The following is an 18,914-nucleotide window of genomic DNA, read 5'->3' on the forward strand; positions in this document are numbered from 1 at the left end:
ACCCGCGCTGGGCTGCGAAGCGGCCCCATTGAGAACACCGCGTTTCTTCAGGTAAATCCCGGGGGCAGGGTTTGGGGCCGCTTCGCAGCCCAGCGCGGGGCAAGCCCGCTCACTACAAAGAACATGCCCACGCTCGTACTGCAGCCTTCAGACCCGGCTTTGGCAATCGCTCCAAACCTGGCGAATCATCCTCTGCAGCTTCAACGCCTCGGCCCAGCGATCACTGATTTCACGCCCGTCCGCACCGGTAATCGCATACGGCGGGGGGCCCAGTTCGCAGGTGAACGACAGACTCTGCCCTGTGTCCGGGCGAGCCAGCCAGTCTTCAATACCGTAGCGCCACCAGCCGGTAAACCGTTCGACCCAGGCGTGATGCTGGGGGAACTCCATTGAGACCTGAACCTGCTCGCTGCTCGCCACGCGCCCATGAAAGCCCCAACTGTGACGCAGGATCGTGCGGATCTGTTCATCGTCCTCCACCGCGCCCGGTTCGGGCAATTCGCGTCCGACCACGTAGTGGGACAGGTCGGCCAGCAACTTCAAGTCGGGCATTTGCGCCAGCAGGTCGAGGGTGAACAGCAGGTCGTTGGTCAGGCGATAACGGTGGGTTTCCAGCAGTACCGGGAAATCCACCTGCTCGGCCAGGCGCTGCCAACCTTCGACCAGCCGCGCCGCGTCGGCCTGGGTGCGCGGGCGTACGTCGGCTTGCAGGGTGAGGTGGTGGCAGCCGTAGCGGCTGATCACATCCAGTGCGGCGGCCAGGTCGTCCACCGACTGAGGGAAAAGCTGGCCTTCGATCTGTAAGCCCCGCGCCGTGGCCGCGGCGTGCAGGCGTGTCACCGCGGCGGGCTTCCAGTAGTGATCGGTGATGCCGTCGAAGCCGGCAGCGGCGATTCGATCCAACTGCGCTTCAAGCGGGCCGGGCTCGGTTTGCATGGCCCACAGGGATTGGAACACTAGGAATCGGCGCATATCAGCTCCGCAGCAATTGTTTAAGGGACAGTTCAGGGTCCGCCAGACTGGACGGGTTGAGCACAGTGCGCGCGGTGATCAGGCGCTCACACAGCTTGATGTCCTTGGCGACGCTGTTGCCGGGCGCCCAGCCGCACGCACCTTGCAACCGCGCGTCCGCATCGAGGTAGAACAGCAACAGGCCGCCGGCTGGCAAGACGCGACTGATCATGTGCGGGGTGATCACGCCCACGGTCTGCAAGCCCCAGTCGTACTGGTCGGACCAGAAGCCGGGGATCGCCTCAAAGGGGACCTCGCGCCCCAGCATATTGAGTGCGGCATGCCGCCCCTGAGCCTCGGCGTTGCGCCAGGTTTCCTGACGTTGGTACTCGCCGCCGAGGCGAAACTCGCAAACGTCACCTGCCGCGTAGATGCCCGGCGCACTGGTGCGTAAATGCGCGTCAACGCGAATGCCCTGCCCCACCTCCAGCCCCGCCGCCACGGCCAGCTCGATGTTCGGTTGCATGCCGATGCCGACCACCACCAGGTCACACGGCAGCACCTGCCCGTCGACCAGTTGCACGGCATCGCCATGGATGGATTCCAGCGCCACGTTCAAGCGCACGTCCACGCCTTGCTGGCGGTGCAGATCCAGCAGCGCCTGGCTGATCACCGGCGGCAACACGCGGCCGGCCAGGCGCGGCCCAGCTTCGAGCACCGTGACTTCGCAGTCCATGCCTCGGGCAGTCGCGGCCACTTCCAGGCCGATAAAGCCGCCGCCGACAATCACCAGTTTCACGCCGGGCTGCAACGCGGATTTCAGTGCCAGCGCTTCATCGTGGGTGCGCAGGTACAGCACGTTGGCCTGTTCCTGGGGCAGACGCCGCGCCCTGCCCCCGGTAGCCAGCAACAGGCCGGCGTAGGACAGCCACTGGCCGTCGGCCAATTGCAGACGCTGTTGAAGCGGGTCCAATTGGCTGACCGGGTTACCCGCGATATGTTCGATGCCCAACTCGGCCAGCCGGGCGCTGTCGCACAGGCTGCATCCCGCCAGGTCCATGCTGCCCTGCAACACCCCCTTGGACAGGGGCGGCCGCTCGTAGGGCAAGTGCGGCTCGTCGCCGATCAGGATCAGGCGTGCGGTATAACCCTCTTCGCGCAGGGTCAGCGCCGCACGGCCACCAGCATGGCCGGCGCCGACGATGATCAAGGGTGCGTTCATGATCACGCCGTGACAGCGAGCAGTACCCGCCCCGCTTCGACCCGCACCGGGTAGGTCTTGAGATTGACGCACACCGGTGCGCCCATGGCCTTGCCGGTGCGGTAATCAAAGCGTCCGTTGTGCTTGGGGCATTCGATGATGTGGTCCATCACCAGGCCATCAGCGAGGTGGATTTTCTCGTGGGTGCACAGGCCTGCTGTGGCGAAAAACTCATTGTCCGCCGAGCGGTAAACCGCGTAGGTGTGCGGCCCGTGATCGAAGCGCAGCACATCTTCTTCGTCTATTTCGCCCACGGCGCAGACGTCGATCCATTGATCGTTCATGGCGTTTTCTCTTGTTATAGATGAGGTTCAGCTGGCGGCGGCTTCGGCATGCATTGGGGCGCGGGCAGTCGGTTCCGCACTCGGGCCAATCGGCCTCTGGATGAAATACGTCGGGTCGCTGCGCTGCTTCAGGATCGTCGGAATGATCTCCCTGTACGCCTCGAAAATAGTGGCGTATGGCGGTGGGCAGTCATTGCGGATTTCCTCGTGCAACTGCGCAAGGGCGTGGTACGGCACCATCGGGTACATGTGATGTTCGAGGTGGTAGTTCATGTCCATGTAGAGAAAGCGCAGCACGCGGTTCATGTAGATGGTGCGGCAGTTGCTGCGGTGGTCGAGCACGTCTTCGGCCAGGCCCACATGCTGGGTGAGGCCAAACAGGTAGCCGAGCCAGGCGCCGTAGATACTCGGCAGCCCAACCAGCATCAGCGGCAACCAGCTGTGCAGGTACAACGCGGTGCCGATGACCACCGCATAAATGCCGACCCAGATCCGCGCGGCGCGGAACACCTTGGGCCATTCGGACTCGGGGATAAAGTCCGCTTCCTGGGCACTCATCTGGCCGGCCGCATGGCGCGCCACACCGCTGAAGGTCTTCCAGGCCAGCGGCAAATTGAACAGGCTCAGAAACATCATCAAGAAGCTCGGCGGGCGCGGTTCGACAATCTCCGGATCGCGGCCAACCACAATGGTGTCGGTGTGGTGCCGGGCATGACTCCAGCGCCAGACGTGGGGTTCGAAGATGCACATGAAACTCGCGACCTGGTACAGCACGTCGTTCATCCAGCGGGTCTTGAACGCGGTGCCGTGGCCGGTTTCATGCCAGCGCGGGTTGGACGCGGTGCCGTAGAGCACCCCATAGGCGAGGAAAAACGGCACGCAGGCCCAAGTGCCCCAGAACCAGTAGCCGCCGAAGCCGGTGGCGAACAGCGCGCTCACCCAGAGGGCGGTGTCGCGCAAGGCCGGGCCGTCGCGGCGCTGCATCAGTTCTTTCATGCGTTTACGGGAAATCGGCGATTGGTACCAACTGGCCGAGACCAGGCCTTTTTCAGCGGCGCGGGCGGCTTCGGGGCCGGTGAGGCTGTAGTCGCGCCGAGCGCTATGAACGGTGTGTTCGGGCATTGTTATTGTTCTCCGCAAGCGGTGGTTTCAGGTGCTTTGCGAAACCAACGATAGAGCGCAGCTAAATCACCCTCAAGGCCTTGAATCCATTCCCTATCAAGCTATCATCCAGGCCCAGCGGGGCTTGATAGTTTTCTATCAAGACGCTCAAGGGGGCTGTCATGAACAACAATAAACGCCCAACCATCGCCACCGTCGCCGCCCAGGCGGGCCTGAGTGTGGCCACGGTCGACCGGGTATTGAACGCACGCGCGCCGGTTAATCCGCAGACCGCCGAACAGGTGTTCCAGGCCGCCGAAGCCGTGGGCTACTTTGCTGCGCGGCTGATCGGCCAACGCATCCGCGAACGCCGGCCCACCTATCGCTTCGGCATCCTGTTGCTGGGTACAGCCCAGGCGTTCTATGCCAACTTGGCGCAGGCGATTGCCGACGCCGCCGAGCATCACGGCACCGCCAACCTGACCTGCCAATTCGACTACATCAACGACCGCACACCCAGCGCCATCGTCACGCAGATCGAACAACTCGCCGTGCAGTGTGATGCCCTGGCGGTGGTCAGCTTTGCCCACCCGCTGATCAATGCTTGCCTGGCGCAGATCCGCGAAGCTGGCGTGCCGGTGGTCGCCCTGCTCTCGGATATCCACGAGCACGCCTTGGAACCTTATGTCGGCCAGGACAACCACGTGGTCGGACGCACCATGGGCTGGTTGCTCGCCCGCACCTGTGGCGCACGCAAAGGCAGCGTCGGGATTTTACTGGGCGGCCACCGGTTTCTGGGGCATCAGGCACGGGTCGAGGGCCTGCACAGCTACCTGGCCGAACACGCACCTGGGCTCAAGCCACTTGAACCACTGATCAACCTGGACAACTGCGACATCACCGAAGAAGCCACCCTCGATCTGCTCACCCGCCACAGCGACCTGCGCGGCCTATGCGTGGTGGGCGGCGGCGGCGACGGCATCATCAGCGCCCTGGCGCAGTTGCCCAAGCGCCCGGCGTTGTGCTGCATTTTGCAGGAGTCCACGGAGCTGTCTCGCCAGGCGCTGCGCCAGGGGTTGGTTGATGTGGTGATGGACTCGCAGCCACGGCAGACGGCGGTGGCACTGGTGGAGTTGTTGGTGCAATTGCAGAGTGCCGAGGGGTTTGATCCGGCGCGGCATCGGGTGCATATAGCGCCGCAGATTGTGACTTCCGAAAATATGTGTGACTGAAGCGATTGCCCGGAACAGGCCTAGGTCTCTACACACCTTCCAGTGGATGCGGAGTCTATGGCAAACGCGCTGTTGTGGAGAGCGGGCTTGCCCCGCGCTGGGCTGCGAAGCGGCCCCCATTGAGAACACCGCATTTCTTCAAGTAAATCCCGGTGCAGGTTTTGGGGCTGCTGCGCAGCCCAGCGCGGGGCAAGCCCGCTCACCACAAAGGAATGTGCCCACTCTCGTAATGCAGCCTTCAGACCCGGGTTTGGCAATCGTTCCAAACCTGGCGAATCAACCCCTGCAGCTTCAACGCCTCGGCCCGGCTTGAGCTTGCTTCTGTGGTGAACTTGCCTCTGTGGTGAACTTGCCCCCGTGGTGAACTTGCCTCTGTGCTGAACTTGCCTCTGTGGTGAGCTTGCCCCCGTGGTGAGCTTGCCTCTGCGCTGAGCTTGCCTCTGTGGTGAGCTTGCCTCTGTGGTGAGCTTGCCCCCGTGGTGAGCTTGCCTCTGCGCTGAGCTTGCCTCTGTGCTGAACTTGCCTCTGTGCTGAGCTTGCCTCTGTGGTGAGCTTGCCTCTGTGGTGAGCTTGCCTCTGTGGTGAGCTTGCCTCTGTGGTGAGCTTGCCTCTGTGGTGAGCTTGCCTCTGTGGTGAGTTTGCTTCTGTGGTGAGTTTGCTTCTGTGGTGAGCGGGCTTGCCCCGCGCTGGGCTGCGAAGCGGCCCCAAAACCTTCACCTCGATTGTTCCTGGCACTCTGCGGTGACCTTAGTGGGGCAAGCCCGCTCACCACAGCATTAGGTGTCAGCGGTTAAGCGTTGTGTAGCGCAAGTGCAATCGTCGCCCCCCCGCCCACACTTAGTCCTCATATGCCTCGGAAATCCCCGGCGCTCAGCCCGAATCGGCTCATTTTGTTGTATAGCCCACCCCGCGATACGTTCAGCTGTTTCGCGGCCAGGCGGATGTTGCCGCCGGTGCTTTTGAGTGCGGTGACGATGGCGTGCATTTCGTGGCTGCTCAGGTCCTGGGCGGGTTGCGGTTCATAGGTTCGGGCCAACGGGCGAGGCCTGGTTTCCAAGGGCAGATCGGCCGGCTGGATCCACTCGCTCATGGCCAGGTTGGTCGCCCGTTCGATGGCGTTTTCCAACTCCCGCACATTGCCTGGCCAGCCGTGGGCCGAGAGCAGCGCCAACGCATCCGGCGAAAAACCCTGCACCGATTTACGCAACGAGCGCGCACAGCGCGTGAGGAAGTGCCGCGCCAGTAACGGGATGTCTTCACGGCGCATGCGCAGCGGCGGCACGGTCAGGTTCAGCACATTGAGGCGGTAGTAGAGGTCTTCGCGGAATGCGCCCTCGGCCACCGCCTGGCTGAGGTTGCGGTGGGTGGCGGCGATGATTCGCACATCCACTGGCCGTGCGCTTTTTGCCCCGACCCGTGCAATTTCACCTTCCTGCAACACCCGCAGCAAGCTGACCTGGGCGTCGAAGGACATGTCGCCGATCTCATCCAGGAAAATAGTGCCGCCATCCGCCAATTCAAACTTGCCCGCCGAGCCGCCACGGGCCGAGCCGGTGAACGCGCCTTCGACATGGCCGAACAGTTCACTCTGCACCAGATCCCGTGGAATCGCGCCGCAGTTGACCGCCACAAACGGGCCATTGCAGCGCTCGCTGGCGTTGTGAATCGCCTGGGCGAACAACTCCTTGCCGGTGCCGCTTTCCCCCAGGATCAGGGTGGTGGCATCACTGCGACTGGCGATGCGCGCCAAGTGCAGCGCGTCCTGGATGGCCCGCGAAGTGCCCTGAATGGTGTCGAACGTGTAGCGCGCCTGGCTGCCGACAAGACGCCGAGTAATTTCGCGGATGCGCCGGTTCTCGCGCAGCGACACGATCACCCCGCCCTGCTCCAGCGGGCACACCGAGACCAGGCACGCCAGTTGGCTGCGGTCGTGCAGGTGGAAGGTGCAATCAAGGTCGCGCACCGGCTCACCCAGCGCGTCGCTTAACTCACTGCGGCCCAGACGCTGGAAGGGGCTGCCCACCAACTCCGGTCCCACCTGGAACAACTGCCGGGCGTAGCGGTTGAGCGCCTTGATGCAGCCGCGCTCGTCCAGCACCACCAGGCCCTCGTTAAGCACTTCGAGTACGGCCTGTTGTTCTTGCAGCAATGCGTGCAGGGCCATCTGCCGTGACACCGCTTCAGCGGCGGCTTGCACGGTGCCCAGGGTATGGAAATGAAACCATCCGGGTTCGGCGGTCAGCGTGAGCATCGCCAAGGTCTGGCCCTGGGCATTCTTGATCGGCGCGGCGGCGCAGTGCATGCGGCGCTGGCGCAGGCCGACAGCGAAGTTTTCTTCGGCCAGCACGTACACGAGGCGGTCTTCGGCAAGGGCCAGGCCGGTGCAGTTGGTGCCCTGTACCGACTCCGACAGCCGACTGCCCACGGGCGTGATGTCCAGTCCGCAGAAATACAGGGTGGTGCCTTCGGCATCGGTGAGGTTGATATGCCCGCGCGGGTTGTAGGCCAGCAGGCCATGCATGACCTGGGCAGCGGCCGCGATCAACACGCGGTGGCTGGCCAGGGTGGCGGCCAGGATGTGAGGGTCGACGAAACGGTACTGGCTGTCGGCAGGATCGATACCTGCCTCGACGCTGCGGCGCCAGGAATCCCAGATCATCTGGCGGACGTCGGCCGGGCGTTCGACCCAATGCTCCTGGCAACCCCGCCACGCCCGCTCCAATGCATCGACCGGGCCGTCATTCAGCGCAGCAGGCCCTAGCGCTGTCAGGTAGTCGAGGTCTTGTACGCTGAACGCCATACTCATCACGTTTATCCATGTTCATGTTTTTGACATGCCAGTATAGACATGTCATCAAAATGAACACTTTTCGTTTAATGAGTCCGTTTAATCCCTTAACTATCAACACCTTATAAATTGGCACAGCCTTTGCTCCTACCCCTTTGCCCATCAGGACTGTCCTGAGGCCAACAATAAGAAGGGGTCACCACATGAGTACACAGAACATTCGCCTGGGCTTGATCGGCGCTGGTCGCATGGGCAGCTTCCACGGCCTGACTGCCGCGCGACATATCCCCTGTGCCAGCCTCGCCGCCATCGCCGACCCAACCCCAGGCCAAGCGGCACGCCTGGCAGCGGAGCTGGGTGTGGACAAGGTCTACACCGACCCGCAACAGCTGCTTGACGACCCGAACATCGACGGCGTGCTGATCGCCGCCCCTGCCCGCAGCCACGCCGACCTGGTAATCAGCGCCGCCCGTGCCGGCAAAGGGATCTTCTGCGAAAAACCCATGGCCATCACCCTGGATGAGGCCGACCGCGCCATCGCTGCCGCCGCCGATGCCCACGTACCCTTGCAGGTCGGCTTCAACCGCCGCTTCGCCAAGAGCTTTCGCACCGCGCACCTCGACGTGCTGGCCGGCCGTATCGGCACCCCACAACTGCTACGCTCGCTGACTCGTGACCCGGCGCTGAACAACCCAGCCAACTCGCCACAATGGGTAATCTTCCTCGAAACCCTGATCCACGACTTCGACACACTGCGCTACCTCAACCCCGGTGCCGAGGCGGTAGCAGTACAGGTGATGGCTGACGCCCTGATCGCACCGGAATTCAAAAGCAGAGGCTTTCTCGACACCGCAGTGGTCACGATCCGCTTCGATAACGGTGCGATTGCCACCGCCGAAGCCAACTTCCAGGCCGTGTATGGCTACGATGTGCGCGGCGAAGTCTTCGGCAGCGCCGGCATGCTGACCATGGGCGGCGTGCAGGAATCCGACCTAGTGCGCTATCTGGCCCAAGGCATTCAGGCCGACACCCAGCGCCTGGACACCGACCTGCTGCGCGATGCTTACGTCGCCGAACTCAACCACTTCGTCGACTGCCTGCGCACTGGCGCCAAACCCCTGGCCAGCGGCGAAGATGCGCGCGCGGCCCTGGCGATTGCTCGTGCGTGCATCACGTCGTACGAGCAAGGCAAGGCGGTGGCCCTATGATCCCGTTCAAGCTGGCGATCAGCGCTGAGATGGTGTTCCTCGACCTGCCCTTCGTCGAGCGCGTCAAACGCATTCATGCACTGGGCTTCAGCGCCGAAATCTGGGACTGGACCAACAAGGACATCAACGCCCTGGTGGCCACCGGTGCCGATTTCACCTCGATGACTGGCTACATCAGCGGTACCCTCACCGACCCCGATGGCATCCGCCAATTGCTCGACAGCGCCCGGGAATCCTTGGGCATCGCCGAACGCCTGAATTGTCCCAGTCTGAACCTGCACGGTACCGGCCTGGGCGAAGGCGGCCTGCCAGTGCAGCCCGCGAGCCAGACCACCGGCCGCATGTGGCTGAGCGCCTGCAAGACCCTGGAGAAAATTGCACGCCTGGGTGAAGACGCTGGCCGCGTGTTCCTGCTGGAAAACCTCAACACCGAAGTCGACCACCCTGGCGTTCCGTTCGCCCGGGCCGAGGACACGCTGGCGCTGATCGAAGCCGTGGGCAGCCCGCACGTCAAGATGAACCTGGACCTCTACCACGCACAAATCGGCGAAGGAAACCTGATCGAACTGATTCAGCGCGCAGGCAGCGCCATCGGTGAAATCCAGGTAGCCGACGTGCCCGGACGTAAAGAGCCTGGCACGGGAGAAATCCACTACCCGGCCATCGCCAGGGCCTTGCACGACATAGGCTACAGTGGCGTCGTCGGCCTGGAAGGCTGGGCCAGCGGCGACAGCGAGTTAGCCCTGGAACGCTTCCGTCAAGCGTTCACCCTATAACAATAAAAGGACCCCTCTCATGCATCGTTATTCATTGATCGTTGCCACGCTGTTGCTGTTGGTTAGCCCATGGTCCTTCGCCGATTACCGTATTGGCGTGAGCATTGCCAGGGTCGACGATAACTTCATGACCTACGTGCGCAACGGCTTGGACAGTGCCGCCAAACAGCACGGCGTACAGATCCAGTTCGAAGACGCCCAGGGCGACGTGGTGCGCCAGCTCAATCAGGTCGAAGGTTTTCTCAATCAGAAAGTCGACGCGGTCATCGTACTGCCGGTGGACACCTCCGCCACCGCCAACATGACGCGCGCGGCAGTGGCGGCCAAGACACCTCTGGTGTACGTCAACCGCCACCCGGATGAACGCACGCTGCCCAAGGGCGTGGTAACAGTGGCCTCCAACGACATTGAGGCCGGGCAATTGCAGATGCGCTACCTGGCGGAAAAACTCGGCGGCAAGGGCACCGTGGCGATCATCATGGGCGACCTTGCGCAGAACGCCACCCACGACCGTACTGAAGGCGCCAAGCAGGTGCTCAAGGAGTTTCCGGGCATGAAGGTGGTGGAGCAGCAAAGCGCCGAATGGCAACGCAGCAAAAGCATGGACCTAACCAGCAACTGGCTGCTGGCGGGCACGCAGTTCGATGCCATCGTGGCCAACAACGATGAAATGGCGATTGGCGCGGCCATGGCGTTGCAGCAATCGGGCAAGGCCAAGGGCGAAGTGGCGATTGTCGGTATCGACGGTTTGCCGGACGGGCTGGCGGCGGTCAAGCGGGGGATGCTGGCGGCGTCGGTGTTCCAGGACCCCAAGGCCCAGGCGAGCAAGGCCGTGGAGTCGGCAATCAAGATGATCAAGGGTGAGCCGATTGAGTCGGAGGTGTGGGTGCCGTTCGAACTCATCAAACCTGAACAGGTGGCGGTGTTCGAACAGCGCTACAAATAAAATCGAAGATAAGGACATCCAAGTGTGGGAGGGGGCTTGCCCCCGATAGCATTAGGTCAGTTGATACATCCGTGACTGATCCACCGCTATCGGGGGCAAGCCCCCTCCCACACTTGGATCTCAATCAGTCCAGGTCGCTCGCGTCATGCCGCTCGGCCAACTGTTCCTGGGGTTCGCCAGACACCCGATTCACCCGCCGGCCACGCTGCACCGCCGGCCGTGCATCAATCGCATCGGCCCAGCGCTGCACATGCTTGTACTCATGCACCGACAAAAATTCCGCAGCTCCATACAAGCGGCCTTTGACCAACCCGCCGTACCACGGCCAGATCGCAATGTCGGCAATGGTGTATTCATCACCGGCAATGTACTCACTCACCGCCAGGCGCTTATCCAGCACGTCCAGCTGACGCTTGGCCTCCATGGCGAAGCGGTTGATCGGGTATTCCATCTTGCTAGGCGCGTACGCGTAGAAATGCCCGAAGCCACCGCCCAGGTAGGGCGCGCTGCCCATCTGCCAGAACAACCATGACAAACACTCCGCACGGGCCGCAGGCTCGGTGGGGAAGAACGCGCCGAACTTCTCGGCCAGGTATTGCAGGATCGCGCCGGACTCGAACACACGAATCGGCGTGGGGCCGCTGTGGTCCATCAAGGCGGGGATCTTGGAGTTCGGGTTCACGCCGACAAAGCCGCTGCCAAACTGATCGCCGTCGCCGATCTTGATCAGCCAGGCGTCGTATTCCGCACCGCTGCGCCCCAGGGCCAGCAACTCTTCGAGCAGGATAGTGACCTTCTGCCCGTTGGGCGTGGCCAGGGAGTACAGCTGCAACGGGTGCTTGCCGATGGGCAGTTCTTTGTCGTGGGTCGCACCGGCGATGGGCCGGTTGATGCTGGCGAAGGTGCCGCCGCTTTCGGTTTCCCAGGTCCAGACTTTCGGGGGTACATATTCGGTCATGCTTACGGCTCCAGAAGCGTTTGCGATCAGCGAAGCGCTTGAGACTAAACCAAAGACGGGTGGTGCGTCACACTCCCCGCCGCAGCGTGCCGGGGCACCTGCACTCGCAGCGCGATCAACAAGGCCGCCAGCAGCATCAAGCAACCCGCGCCCAGAAACACCCCGTCGATGCCGGTGGCACTGAACATCGCGCCCCCGCCCGCCGCACCCGCCGCGATGGCCGATTGCACCGAAGCGACCACCATGCCACCGGCACTTTCGGCCTGATCCGGCACCGCACGCGCCACCCAGTTCGACCACGCCACCGGCACCCCGCCAAAGGCCATGCCCCACAGCGCCAGGAGCAATGCCTGACCCGGCAGTGACGCGGGCAGCAACACCAGGGCCAACGCAGCGACGCCCACCAGGACCGGCATCAACACCAGGGTTCCCCGCGGGTTGCGCACCAGCAACCACCCGGCCAGCAGCGTACCGACAAAATTCGCCGCGCCAAACCCCAGCAGCATCAACGCTAGCCCTTGGGTGCCGACCCCGGTGGCGCTTTCCAGAAACGGGCGAATGTAGGTAAACAGCGCGAAGTGCCCGGTGTGCACCAGCACGCAGCCGAACATGCCGATGGCAATGCCGGGGCGCAGTAATACATCAAGCACGGTGCGCAGGCGCGCGGTGCCGCTGGGTGCCAGGCGCGGCAGCGTGAACAGCTGGAAGGCCAGGGTCACTACGCCGACGGCGGCCGCAGCCACAAATGCACTGCGCCAGCCATACAGGTCCCCCAGGTAGCTGCCCAATGGCACCGCGACCACGGTACCCACCGCAATGCCGCTGAAGATGATCGACAAGGCACGTGGCAGCAACGCCGCCGGTACCAGGCGCATCGCAACGGCCGCCGCCATGCTCCAGAAACCGCCGAGGGCAATGCCCAGCAGGATGCGCATCAACAACAGCACCAGGAGGCTGGACGAGAACGCCACCAGCAGGTTGGACGCAATCATCAGCGTGGAGAACCCCAACAGCACCAGGCGCCGGTCAATGCCGCGCGTCAAGCCAGGCACCAGCAAACCGGCGAACAACGCCACCACCGCCGTGACCGTGACCGCTTGCCCGGCCAACGCTTCCGACACGCCCAGGTCCAAGGCCATCGGCGTCAGCAGGCTGGCCGGCAGGTACTCCGCCGTGAGCAGGCCGAACACGCCCATCGCCAGGGAAAACACCGCCATCCAGGCCGGCGTGGTCGGTTCTGCCCTGCCATCGACAGGGGCATGGGACACACAATCATTCATCACAGGACATCCTCAGGCATTTACGTGATGGCCAGTCTAGGTATGCCCATCAGGATGATCTATGATTCAAACCCTTGAGTTCTTGACCAAAACCCCGAATATGCCAGTCGACAACGCATTCAACCTGTCCTCCGAGCTGATCAATGAGCTGCTGCGCAGCATGCGCCTGCGCGGCGTGCAGTACCGGCGCATCCAGGCCGGGCCGGTGTTCGGTATCAGCTTTGCGGCCAAGCCCGGCCACGCGTATTTCCATTTCCTGGCCGCCGGCTGCGCGACCCTGCGCCTGCACGACGGCAGCCTCTTTGAGTTGTCGGCCGGCAATGCGGTGTTTATCGCCCACGGTGGCGCCCATGCGCTGTTATCCAAACCGGATGACCCCGTGCAGGACATCGCCAGCTTCGACGCTGCACCGCTGGGCGATACCGTGTGCGCGGTGAATGCCTCGCCCTTTGCTCCCTCCAGCACCCTGCTGTTCAGCGCCTGCATGGAGTTCGAGCTCGACAGCATCCAGGGCCTCGGCAACCTGATGCCGGCCTTGATGCTGATCGACGCCGGCGGCCAGCGTTACCCCGGCTTGATGCCGATCCTGGCGGTGATGGAACGCGAAGTCTCCAGCGCCCGCGTCGGTTATGCCGGCATCCTTGCGCGCCTGGCCGATGTGGTGGCGGCGATGATCGTGCGGGGCTGGGTCGAGTGCGCCTGCGCCAATGCTTCGGGCCTCGCGGCCGCGTTGCGCGACACCCGCCTGGCCGGCGCCCTGCTCGCCCTGCACCAGCAACCGGGGCGCGACTGGAGCGTGGCCGAACTGGCGGCGCACTGTCATACCTCACGCTCGGTGTTCGCGGATCGTTTCCAGGCGACCCTGGGGGTACCGCCGCTGCGTTACGTGACCGAGCTGCGCATGCGCCTCGCCAGCCAGTGGCTGACCCTGGAGCGGCTGCCCATCGAAGAAGTGGCGTACCGCCTCGGCTATACCTCCCAGGCGGCCTTCAGTCGCGCCTACAAACGCATCACCGGGCAACCGCCGGGCGCCAGCCGCCAAGGCTTCAGGAGCCCGGCATGAACGCCGGGCTGGAAGACATCCTCGCCGACCACCTGAACGTGGTGTTCTGCGGCATCAACCCCGGCAAGGGTTCCGCCGCCCTCGGCCTGCACTTCGCCAACCGCAGCAACCGCTTCTGGCGCACCTTGCATCTGGCCGGGTTCACCCCCCACGAAATCCGCCCGGAACACGGCCGTACGCTGTTGCACTACCACTGCGGCCTGACCACGTTGGTGGAACGCCCCACGGCCAGCGCGGACGAATTGGCACGCCATGAGTTCACCCAGGCCGCGACGGGCTTCGAACAGAAGATCCGCCACTGCGCGCCGCGCTTTGTAGCGTTCCTGGGCAAGCCCGGCTACAGCGCATTGAGCGGCCAGCGCGAGATCGCCTGGGGCTTGCAGCCAACGGTGTTGGGCGGTGCGTCAGTGTGGGTGCTGCCCAACCCCAGCGGACGCAACCTGGCGTTCAGCCTGGAGCAGTTGGTGCAGGCGTATCAACAATTGCGCCGGGCGACCGAGTGCCCTTAATCTCTTGAGCTCATCACCCTGATAGCAATGGAGGCTTCATGAAACTGGTCGGCATGCTGGACTCGCCTTACGTACGCCGCGTGGCAATTTCCCTGGATCTGTACGGGGTGAGTTTTGTGCATGAACCCTTGTCCGTGTTCAGCACCTTCAACGAATTTGCGCAGATCAATCCGGTGGTCAAGGCCCCTACCCTGGTGCTGGACGATGGCACGGTATTGATGGATTCCAGCCTGATCCTGGATTACCTCGAAGCCTTGGCCCCGTCGGACAAAAAGCTGCTGCCCCTGCAACCTGCGGCACTTGCCAAAGACTTGCACGTTCTGGGACTGGCGCTGGCGGCCTGTGAGAAGAGCGTGCAGATCGTCTATGAGCACAACCTGCGCCCGGCCGAGAAGCTGCATGCGCCGTGGCTTGAGCGCGTGACCGGCCAACTGCTCGCGGCTTATGCGTTGCTGGACAAGCAACTGGGCGACAGCGAAGCACTGACCCAGGCGTCGATTACGGCGGCGGTGGCGTGGTCGTTCAGCCAGTTCACAGTGGCGTCGGTGGTCAAGGCGGATGCATTCCCCAACCTGGCCCGGCATACCGAACGACTGGAGCAGCATGCGGCGTTCAAGCGTTACCCCATCGCCTAAGCACCGCAGTTCAAATGTGGGAGGGGGCTTGCCCCCGATAAGGGTGGGTCAGTCATAGAAGTACTGCCTGAACCACCGCTATCGGGGGCAAGCCCCCTCCCACATTGGTCTGTGTTGTCTGAGAGAGGGTGTTCGGCTCAGACCCAACCGCCATCCACAATAAAATTCTGCGCCGAACACATCGCCGAGGCATCCGAGGCGAGAAACAACGCCATATTGGCGATGTGTTCCGGCAGGACGCTGCCGGGCAGGCACTGGCTGCGGGCGATCAGTTCCTTGGCCGCATCGTCCACCCACATCGCCAGTTGCTTCTCGGTCATGACCCACCCCGGCACCAACGTGTTGACGCGGATATGGTGAGGCCCCAACTCCCGCGCCAACCCCCGGGTCATGCCGTGGGCAGCGGCCTTGCTGGCGGCGTACACCGGGTAGCCGGCGGAAGCCATCATCCAGCCGACCGAGCCGAGGTTGATGATCGCGCCGCCGCCGGCAGCTTTCATCATCGGCACCACGGCCTTGGCCGCAAAGAAGGCGTGCTTGAGGTTGACCGAGATCAGCTTGTCGAAGGTGTCCGAGTCGACCTCTTCCAGGGTGTGACGCACGTCGTTGGCGGCGTTGTTCACCAACACGGTGATCGGCCCCAACGAATGCTCGAAACGCTCGATGGCGGCCTTGTAGGCGATTTCATCGGTGATGTCGCAGCACACGAATTCCACCGTATGCCCCTTCGAGCTCAACAACGCGGCCAGCCGATCGCCCTGGCTTTGCGCGCGGTCCACAAAGCCGACCTTGGCGCCTTGCGCGGCAAAGGCCCGCACCATGAACTCACCGATGCCCGAAGCACCACCAGACACCAGCACGGTTTTGCCTTCAAGGTCCGGATAAACAGCCTGCGCAGTACTCATATAACGGTTGCCTCGATCAATTAGTCTTATTTTATTTTACGAAATTGGCGTTAAAGGCTATAAATTCGCTGTCACACCAACAAAATATCGCTATTAGTAGAACTATTCCACTCAAAACAACAAAAGGAAGTTCGACCATGAAGCACCCTCGATACCTGCTGTCTGGCCTGGCGCTGTCCATGATGATCGCCAGCGGCGGCGCCCAGGCGGCCGGCCTGAGCAGCGAGCAAAAACCTTTCGGTAAAACCAACGACGGCACCGCCGTCGAACAATACATTTTGCGCAACAGCCACGGCATGCAAGCCACGGTGATTACCTACGGCGGCGTCTTGCAGTCGCTGAAAGTGCCGGACAAACACGGCAAGGTCGACGATGTAGTGCTGGGCTTTGACGACGTGCAAGGCTATCAGAGCGGTACGGCATTCTTTGGCGCGACCATCGGCCGCTTTGGCAACCGCCTCGCCGGTGGCGCCTTTGAACTCGACGGCAAGCGCTTCCAGGTGCCGCTCAACGATGGCCCCAACTCGCTGCATGGCGGCGCCCAGGGCTTCGACAAGCAGGTGTGGAAGGCCGAGACGGTCAAGGACAAGGACTCAGTCGGCGTGAAGCTGAGCTACCTGTCCAAGGACGGCGAGATGGGTTTCCCCGGTAATCTGAAAACCGAGGTCACATACCGCCTCAACGACAAGAACGAACTGCACATCGACTACACCGCCACCACCGATAAACCTACGGTGCTCAACCTCACCAATCACAGCTACTTCAACCTCGCCGGTGCAGGCAATGGCGACATTCTCAAGCAAGTCGCGACCTTGCACGCCAGTCATTACACGCCAGTGAATGCCACCCTGATTCCTACCGGCGAACTGGCGCCCGTCAAGGGTACGCCGATGGACTTCCTGAAACCGACGCCGATCGGCCAACACATCAAGGAGGATCATCCGCAGCTCAAATTTGCCGAGCCAAAGCAAGGTGGGTTTGACTTCAACTGGGCGCTGGACACCAAGAGGGACGTGAAGCAACTCGCCGCCGAGGTGCATGACCCAGAGTCAGGCCGGCGTTTGCAGCTCTACACCAGCGAACCGGGCGTGCAGTTCTATACCAGCAACTTCCTTGATGGTTCGGTGAAGGGTAAAGGCGGCAAGACTTACCTGCACTGGAGTGGTTTCACCTTGGAGACCCAGCACTTTCCGGATGCGCCTAACCAACCAAACTTCGCCTCAACTCGCCTGAACCCAGGACAGACCTACACCCAGAACACCGTCTTCAAATTCACCGCCGATTAAAACTGTGGGAGGGGGCTTGCTCCCGATTGCAGTGTGTCAGCTACATATTCATTACCTGACCCACTGCTATCGGGAGCAAGCCCCCTCCCACATTTGAACCTCATAGGGTTTGGATCAGCGTTGTTTCATGCGGTCGATGCCCCCCGCCAGTAGCAGGATCAAACCGCAGATCACGTATTGATGAACCCAGGACAAACTTACAGCCAGAACATCGTGTTCAAATTCTCCGCCGATTAAAACTGTGGGAGGGGGCTTGCTCCCGATGGCGGTGTGTCAGCTACATATTCATTACCTGGCCCACTGCTATCGGGAGCAAGCCCCCTCCCACATTTTGGGCTTCACATGGCGAGGGTTTAGCGTTGTTTCATACGGTCGATGACCACCGCCAACAACAGGATCAAACCGCAGATCACGTATTGATGAACCCAGGACAAACTTACAGCCAAAACACCGTATTCAAATTCTCCGCCGATTAAAACTGTGGGAGGGGGCTTGCTCCCGATTGCAGTGTGTCAGCTACATATTCATTACCTGACCCACTGCTATCGGGAGCAAGCCCCCTCCCACATTTTGGGCTTCACATGGCGAGGGTTTAGCGTTGTTTCATGCGGTCGATGACCACCGCCAACAACAGGATCAAACCGCAGATCACGTATTGATGAACCCAGGACAAACTTACAACCAGAACACCGTGTTCAAATTTTCCACCGATTAAAACTGTGGGAGGGGGCTTGCTCCCGATGGCGGTGTGTCAGCTACATATTCATTACCTGACCCACTGCTATCGGGAGCAAGCCCCCTCCCACATTTGGCCTTTATAGAGTTTGGAACAGCGTTGTTTCATGCGGTCGATGACCACCGCCAACAACAGGATCGAACCGCGGATTACGTATTGATGAACCCAGGACAAACTTACAACCAGAACACCGTGTTCAAATTCTCCGCCGATTAAAACTGTGGGAGGGGGCTTGCTCCCGATGGCGGTGTGTCAGCTACATATTCATTACCTGACCCACTGCTATCGGGAGCAAGCCCCCTCCCACATTCGGCTTTCATAGGGTCTGGATCAGCGTTGTTTCATGCGGTCTATGACCACCGCCAACAACAGGATCGAACCGCGGATTACGTATTGATGAACCCAGGACAAACTTACAACCAGAACACCGTATTTAAATTCTCCGCCGATTAAAACTGTGGGAGGGGGCTTGCTCCCGATTGCAGTGGGTCAGCTACATATTCATTACCTGACCCACTGCTATCGGGAGCAAGCCCCCTCCCACATTTGGCCTTTATAGGGTCTGGATCAGCGCTGTTTCATGCGGTCGATGACCACCGCCAGTAGCAGGATCGAACCGCGGATTACGTATTGATAAAACGTGTCGATGTTCTTCAGGTTCATCGCGTTCTCGATGATCGCCAGGATCAACACCCCCGCGATCACATGGCGGATCATGCCAATCCCACCACTCAACGACACCCCGCCCAGTACACAGGCCGAGATCACCGTCAGCTCAAAACCCTGCCCGATCATCGGCTGGCCCGAGGTCATGCGCGAGGCGAGGATCACCCCGGCCAACGCGCCGATCAGGCCGTGCACGGCGAAGATCAGGATCTTGGTGCGGTCAACGTTCACCCCTGCCAGCAACGCCGCTTCCGGGTTGCCGCCGATGGCCATGGTGTTGCGCCCGTAGGTGGTGTAGTTCAGCAGCCAGCCGAAAAACACAAAGCACA

The 18,914-nt window shown here is 61.9% G+C and carries 16 protein-coding genes and 1 pseudogene; 8 read left to right on the plus strand and 9 right to left on the minus strand.

Going from position 1 to position 18,914, the window contains the following annotated elements; genetic code table 11:
• Nucleotides 1–147: 147 nt before the first annotated feature.
• From CKW32_RS22210 to CKW32_RS22225, 4 genes are read right to left on the minus strand one after another with little or no spacing between them, the layout of a single operon-like run.
• Nucleotides 148–972, minus strand: a complete 825-nt coding sequence (locus CKW32_RS22210) for a sugar phosphate isomerase/epimerase (RefSeq protein ID WP_095186014.1) — start codon at nt 970–972, stop codon at nt 148–150.
• A 1-nt stretch (nt 973) separates the two neighbouring features.
• On the minus strand, nt 974–2,173 hold the full coding sequence (locus CKW32_RS22215; RefSeq protein WP_095186015.1) for an NAD(P)/FAD-dependent oxidoreductase: 1,200 nt from the start codon (nt 2,171–2,173) through the stop codon (nt 974–976).
• Nucleotides 2,174–2,175: 2 nt separating this feature from the next.
• Complete coding sequence (locus CKW32_RS22220; protein ID WP_032888397.1) at nt 2,176–2,496, minus strand: MocE family 2Fe-2S type ferredoxin; 321 nt, start codon at nt 2,494–2,496, stop codon at nt 2,176–2,178.
• Between the two features lie 27 nt (nt 2,497–2,523).
• The gene (locus CKW32_RS22225; RefSeq protein WP_095186016.1) at nt 2,524–3,618 is read right to left on the minus strand and encodes a fatty acid desaturase family protein; all 1,095 of its coding nucleotides are present in this window, start codon (nt 3,616–3,618) and stop codon (nt 2,524–2,526) included.
• Nucleotides 3,619–3,779: 161 nt separating this feature from the next.
• On the opposite strand from CKW32_RS22225, the gene CKW32_RS22230 reads away from it, so the two are divergent.
• Nucleotides 3,780–4,829: a LacI family DNA-binding transcriptional regulator gene (locus CKW32_RS22230; RefSeq protein ID WP_095186017.1), complete on the plus strand. Its 1,050-nt coding sequence runs from the start codon at nt 3,780–3,782 to the stop codon at nt 4,827–4,829.
• An 844-nt stretch (nt 4,830–5,673) separates the two neighbouring features.
• Here the strand turns inward: CKW32_RS22230 and CKW32_RS22235 are convergent.
• Nucleotides 5,674–7,635: a sigma-54-dependent Fis family transcriptional regulator gene (locus CKW32_RS22235; RefSeq protein ID WP_095186018.1), complete on the minus strand. Its 1,962-nt coding sequence runs from the start codon at nt 7,633–7,635 to the stop codon at nt 5,674–5,676.
• A gap of 185 nt (nt 7,636–7,820) precedes the next feature.
• On the opposite strand from CKW32_RS22235, the gene CKW32_RS22240 reads away from it, so the two are divergent.
• From CKW32_RS22240 to CKW32_RS22250, 3 genes are read left to right on the plus strand one after another with little or no spacing between them, the layout of a single operon-like run.
• A complete protein-coding gene (locus CKW32_RS22240; protein WP_095186019.1) occupies nt 7,821–8,825 on the plus strand; it encodes a Gfo/Idh/MocA family oxidoreductase in 1,005 nt (334 codons plus the stop codon).
• Nucleotides 8,822–9,601, plus strand: a complete 780-nt coding sequence (locus CKW32_RS22245) for a TIM barrel protein (RefSeq protein WP_095186020.1) — start codon at nt 8,822–8,824, stop codon at nt 9,599–9,601. The genes CKW32_RS22240 and CKW32_RS22245 overlap by 4 nt, the downstream gene beginning before the upstream one ends.
• Before the next feature lie 19 nt (nt 9,602–9,620).
• The gene (locus tag CKW32_RS22250) at nt 9,621–10,547 is read left to right on the plus strand and encodes a sugar ABC transporter substrate-binding protein (protein ID WP_032888387.1); all 927 of its coding nucleotides are present in this window, start codon (nt 9,621–9,623) and stop codon (nt 10,545–10,547) included.
• A gap of 124 nt (nt 10,548–10,671) precedes the next feature.
• Here CKW32_RS22250 and yghU read toward each other — a convergent pair whose 3' ends face one another.
• Together yghU and CKW32_RS22260 are read right to left on the minus strand one after the other, a co-directional pair.
• A complete protein-coding gene (gene yghU / locus CKW32_RS22255) occupies nt 10,672–11,505 on the minus strand; it encodes a glutathione-dependent disulfide-bond oxidoreductase (RefSeq protein ID WP_095186021.1) in 834 nt (277 codons plus the stop codon).
• A gap of 44 nt (nt 11,506–11,549) precedes the next feature.
• Nucleotides 11,550–12,785 (minus strand): MFS transporter, encoded by a 1,236-nt coding sequence (locus CKW32_RS22260; protein WP_095186022.1) that lies wholly within the window; start codon nt 12,783–12,785, stop codon nt 11,550–11,552.
• A 100-nt stretch (nt 12,786–12,885) separates the two neighbouring features.
• Here CKW32_RS22260 and CKW32_RS22265 point away from each other — a divergent pair, with 100 nt between their 5' ends.
• From CKW32_RS22265 to CKW32_RS22275, 3 genes are read left to right on the plus strand one after another with little or no spacing between them, the layout of a single operon-like run.
• Nucleotides 12,886–13,848, plus strand: coding sequence for an AraC family transcriptional regulator (locus CKW32_RS22265; protein ID WP_032888402.1), 963 nt, complete (start codon nt 12,886–12,888; stop codon nt 13,846–13,848).
• Nucleotides 13,845–14,357: a G/U mismatch-specific DNA glycosylase gene (gene mug / locus CKW32_RS22270; RefSeq protein WP_095186023.1), complete on the plus strand. Its 513-nt coding sequence runs from the start codon at nt 13,845–13,847 to the stop codon at nt 14,355–14,357. Before CKW32_RS22265 ends, mug begins: the two co-directional genes overlap by 4 nt.
• Before the next feature lie 38 nt (nt 14,358–14,395).
• Nucleotides 14,396–14,992: a glutathione S-transferase gene (locus CKW32_RS22275; RefSeq protein WP_095186024.1), complete on the plus strand. Its 597-nt coding sequence runs from the start codon at nt 14,396–14,398 to the stop codon at nt 14,990–14,992.
• A 137-nt stretch (nt 14,993–15,129) separates the two neighbouring features.
• Here the strand turns inward: CKW32_RS22275 and CKW32_RS22280 are convergent, their stop codons facing one another.
• Nucleotides 15,130–15,897: an SDR family NAD(P)-dependent oxidoreductase gene (locus CKW32_RS22280; RefSeq protein ID WP_032888373.1), complete on the minus strand. Its 768-nt coding sequence runs from the start codon at nt 15,895–15,897 to the stop codon at nt 15,130–15,132.
• A gap of 137 nt (nt 15,898–16,034) precedes the next feature.
• Here CKW32_RS22280 and CKW32_RS22285 point away from each other — a divergent pair, with 137 nt between their 5' ends.
• Nucleotides 16,035–17,183: an aldose epimerase family protein gene (locus tag CKW32_RS22285; protein WP_095186025.1), complete on the plus strand. Its 1,149-nt coding sequence runs from the start codon at nt 16,035–16,037 to the stop codon at nt 17,181–17,183.
• Between the two features lie 1,303 nt (nt 17,184–18,486).
• On the opposite strand, the pseudogene CKW32_RS22290 reads toward CKW32_RS22285, so the two are convergent.
• Nucleotides 18,487–18,914, minus strand: a pseudogene (locus CKW32_RS22290) (L-arabinose ABC transporter permease AraH); the annotation flags it as partial.

It is taken from the genome of Pseudomonas sp. Irchel 3H9 (assembly GCF_900187495.1).
Lineage (GTDB): Bacteria > Pseudomonadota > Gammaproteobacteria > Pseudomonadales > Pseudomonadaceae > Aquipseudomonas > Aquipseudomonas sivasensis.

Excerpts from the sequence above, each read along its gene's own strand:
- yghU (WP_095186021.1), bottom strand. The coding sequence starts at position 11,505 with ATGACCGAATATGTACCCCCGAAAGTCTGGACCTGGGAAACCGAAAGC.
- mug (WP_095186023.1), top strand. The coding sequence starts at position 13,845 with ATGAACGCCGGGCTGGAAGACATCCTCGCCGACCACCTGAACGTGGTG.
- CKW32_RS22210 (WP_095186014.1), bottom strand. The coding sequence starts at position 972 with ATGCGCCGATTCCTAGTGTTCCAATCCCTGTGGGCCATGCAAACCGAG.
- CKW32_RS22235 (WP_095186018.1), bottom strand. The coding sequence starts at position 7,635 with ATGAGTATGGCGTTCAGCGTACAAGACCTCGACTACCTGACAGCGCTA.
- CKW32_RS22265 (WP_032888402.1), top strand. The coding sequence starts at position 12,886 with ATGCCAGTCGACAACGCATTCAACCTGTCCTCCGAGCTGATCAATGAG.
- CKW32_RS22280 (WP_032888373.1), bottom strand. The coding sequence starts at position 15,897 with ATGAGTACTGCGCAGGCTGTTTATCCGGACCTTGAAGGCAAAACCGTG.
- CKW32_RS22275 (WP_095186024.1), top strand. The coding sequence starts at position 14,396 with ATGAAACTGGTCGGCATGCTGGACTCGCCTTACGTACGCCGCGTGGCA.
- CKW32_RS22215 (WP_095186015.1), bottom strand. The coding sequence starts at position 2,173 with ATGAACGCACCCTTGATCATCGTCGGCGCCGGCCATGCTGGTGGCCGT.
- CKW32_RS22260 (WP_095186022.1), bottom strand. The coding sequence starts at position 12,785 with ATGAATGATTGTGTGTCCCATGCCCCTGTCGATGGCAGGGCAGAACCG.
- CKW32_RS22230 (WP_095186017.1), top strand. The coding sequence starts at position 3,780 with ATGAACAACAATAAACGCCCAACCATCGCCACCGTCGCCGCCCAGGCG.
- CKW32_RS22245 (WP_095186020.1), top strand. The coding sequence starts at position 8,822 with ATGATCCCGTTCAAGCTGGCGATCAGCGCTGAGATGGTGTTCCTCGAC.
- CKW32_RS22220 (WP_032888397.1), bottom strand. The coding sequence starts at position 2,496 with ATGAACGATCAATGGATCGACGTCTGCGCCGTGGGCGAAATAGACGAA.
- CKW32_RS22225 (WP_095186016.1), bottom strand. The coding sequence starts at position 3,618 with ATGCCCGAACACACCGTTCATAGCGCTCGGCGCGACTACAGCCTCACC.
- CKW32_RS22240 (WP_095186019.1), top strand. The coding sequence starts at position 7,821 with ATGAGTACACAGAACATTCGCCTGGGCTTGATCGGCGCTGGTCGCATG.
- CKW32_RS22285 (WP_095186025.1), top strand. The coding sequence starts at position 16,035 with ATGAAGCACCCTCGATACCTGCTGTCTGGCCTGGCGCTGTCCATGATG.
- CKW32_RS22250 (WP_032888387.1), top strand. The coding sequence starts at position 9,621 with ATGCATCGTTATTCATTGATCGTTGCCACGCTGTTGCTGTTGGTTAGC.